The organism is Peptoniphilus stercorisuis (assembly GCF_017874395.1).
GTDB classification, from domain to species: Bacteria; Bacillota; Clostridia; order Tissierellales; family Peptoniphilaceae; genus Anaerosphaera; species Anaerosphaera stercorisuis.
In genome coordinates, this window is the sequence record NZ_JAGGLJ010000031.1 from 1 (window position 1) to 1,923 (window position 1,923).

A 1,923-nucleotide genomic window follows, 5' to 3' on the forward strand; every position below is an offset into this window, starting at 1 on the left:
TGCACGGCTGGGTAGCTAAGTTTGGAAGGGATAAGAGCTGAAAGCATCTAAGCACGAAGCCCTCCTCGAGATGAGATTTCCCCATATGATAAGACTCCTTGAAGAAAATGAGGTTGATAGGCTCAAGGTGTAAGTACAGTAATGTATGTAGCTAAAGAGTACTAATAAGTCGAAGACTTGACCAAAAAAACTAGGATATACTCTAACAAAGTTGTGTGTAGCATAGTTTTCTGAAATGAATGTAAGAAAATATTTGTAGTTTTAATCTGGTGACAATAGGAAAGAGGACACACCTGTAACCATACCGAACACAGTAGTTAAGCTCTTAACCGTCGATGGTACTTGGCTGGCAACGGCCTGGGAGAGTAGATAATCGCCAGTTTGAAAAATCAATAAAAGCTGAGTAAACTCAGCGAAGTATTCTTAGGTAGCTCAATGGTGGAGCAACCGGCTGTTAACCGGTAGGTTGTGGGTTCGAGTCCCACCCTGAGAGCCATAAAAATAAATGCCGGGGTGGCGGAACTGGCAGACGCACAGGACTTAAAATCCTGCGGTGGTTAAACACCGTACCGGTTCGATTCCGGTCCTCGGCACCAATTTAAAGGTGCTATAAAAATAAATGACGCGGGATGGAGCAGTTCGGTAGCTCGTCGGGCTCATAACCCGAAGGTCAGTGGTTCAAATCCACTTCCCGCTACCATAAAAAATCCGTTGACACGGCATTTATATTATGTTATACTAAGTTAGTCTTTTAAATGACTAAGAAAACTAAATTAGGCGGCGTAGCTCAGTTGGCTAGAGCATGCGGTTCATACCCGCAGTGTCAGCAGTTCAAGTCTGTTCGCCGCTACCAAAACTTCAAAAGGCCCTGTGGTCAAGCGGTTAAGACACCACCCTTTCACGGTGGTATCCCGAGTTCGATTCTCGGCAGGGTCACCAAGATTAAAATAATTGAAAACTAAATAGATTATATAAAATTAATATATGGACGCATAGCTCAGTTGGGAGAGCATCTGCCTTACAAGCAGGGGGTCATAGGTTCGAGCCCTATTGTGTCCACCATACGCGGCCTGGTAGTTCAGCTGGTTAGAATGCTAGCCTGTCACGCTAGAGGTCGAGGGTTCGAGTCCCTTCCAGGTCGCCAAAATTTTATATTTAAAACATTAACTTAAAGATCTTGCTGGTGTGGCTCAATTGGTAGAGCAACTGACTTGTAATCAGTAGGTTGGGGGTTCAAGTCCTCTCACCAGCTCCAGATTTAAGGGGGAGTTCCCGAGTTGGCCAAAGGGGACGGACTGTAAATCCGTTAGCTCAGCTTTCAGTGGTTCGAATCCACTCTCCCCCACCAGTTTTAATTTAAACTCGCGGGTGTAGCTCAGTGGTAGAGCCCCAGCCTTCCAAGCTGGTTGCGAGGGTCCGATTCCCTTCACCCGCTCCATAAAAAACAAATATTGTGCACCTATAGCTCAGTTGGATAGAGCAACGGACTTCTAATCCGTGTGCCGGGGGTTCGAATCCTCCTAGGTGCACCACAATTAAATTAATAATGTTTTTAAATTTACCGTGCACCTATAGCTCAGTTGGATAGAGCAACGGACTTCTAATCCGTGTGCCGGGGGTTCGAATCCTCCTAGGTGCACCATATTTTTGGGGTGTAGCCAAGTCGGTAAGGCATCAGACTTTGACTCTGACATGCGTAGGTTCGAGTCCTGCCACCCCAGCCATTTAAAATGACCCATTAGCTCAGCCGGTAGAGCACCTGACTTTTAATCAGGGTGTCGCGCGTTCGAATCGCGCATGGGTCACCATTTTAAGCATTGTTTAATTAAATATTGGAGAGGTACCGAAGTGGTCATAACGGGGCGGTCTTGAAAACCGTTAGGGTGCAAGCCCACGTGGGTTCGAATCCCACCCTCTCCGCCA

At 46.4% G+C, this 1,923-nt stretch carries 15 tRNA genes and 2 rRNA genes; all 17 read left to right on the plus strand.

The window, feature by feature from the left end:
* Positions 1-185 (plus strand): 23S ribosomal RNA (locus J2Z71_RS08785); the annotation flags it as partial.
* An 80-nt stretch (positions 186-265) separates the two neighbouring features.
* Positions 266-382: ribosomal RNA gene (rrf, locus tag J2Z71_RS08790) — 5S ribosomal RNA — on the plus strand.
* A gap of 39 nt (positions 383-421) precedes the next feature.
* Positions 422-496, plus strand: a tRNA-Asn gene (locus tag J2Z71_RS08795).
* Between the two features lie 11 nt (positions 497-507).
* Positions 508-596, plus strand: a tRNA-Leu gene (locus J2Z71_RS08800).
* 27 nt (positions 597-623) lie between these two features.
* Positions 624-700 (plus strand) — tRNA-Met (locus J2Z71_RS08805).
* 76 nt (positions 701-776) lie between these two features.
* Positions 777-853, plus strand: a tRNA-Met gene (locus tag J2Z71_RS08810).
* Between the two features lie 11 nt (positions 854-864).
* Positions 865-939 (plus strand) — tRNA-Glu (locus tag J2Z71_RS08815).
* Positions 940-986: 47 nt separating this feature from the next.
* Positions 987-1,062: transfer RNA gene (locus J2Z71_RS08820), tRNA-Val, on the plus strand.
* Between the two features lie 5 nt (positions 1,063-1,067).
* Positions 1,068-1,144 (plus strand) — tRNA-Asp (locus J2Z71_RS08825).
* 35 nt (positions 1,145-1,179) lie between these two features.
* Positions 1,180-1,255: transfer RNA gene (locus J2Z71_RS08830), tRNA-Thr, on the plus strand.
* Between the two features lie 7 nt (positions 1,256-1,262).
* A tRNA-Tyr gene (locus J2Z71_RS08835) sits at positions 1,263-1,348 on the plus strand.
* Between the two features lie 16 nt (positions 1,349-1,364).
* A tRNA-Gly gene (locus tag J2Z71_RS08840) sits at positions 1,365-1,438 on the plus strand.
* 17 nt (positions 1,439-1,455) lie between these two features.
* Positions 1,456-1,532: transfer RNA gene (locus J2Z71_RS08845), tRNA-Arg, on the plus strand.
* 33 nt (positions 1,533-1,565) lie between these two features.
* Positions 1,566-1,642 (plus strand) — tRNA-Arg (locus J2Z71_RS08850).
* 6 nt (positions 1,643-1,648) lie between these two features.
* Positions 1,649-1,724: transfer RNA gene (locus tag J2Z71_RS08855), tRNA-Gln, on the plus strand.
* Between the two features lie 8 nt (positions 1,725-1,732).
* Positions 1,733-1,808: transfer RNA gene (locus tag J2Z71_RS08860), tRNA-Lys, on the plus strand.
* A 26-nt stretch (positions 1,809-1,834) separates the two neighbouring features.
* Positions 1,835-1,923, plus strand: a tRNA-Ser gene (locus tag J2Z71_RS08865).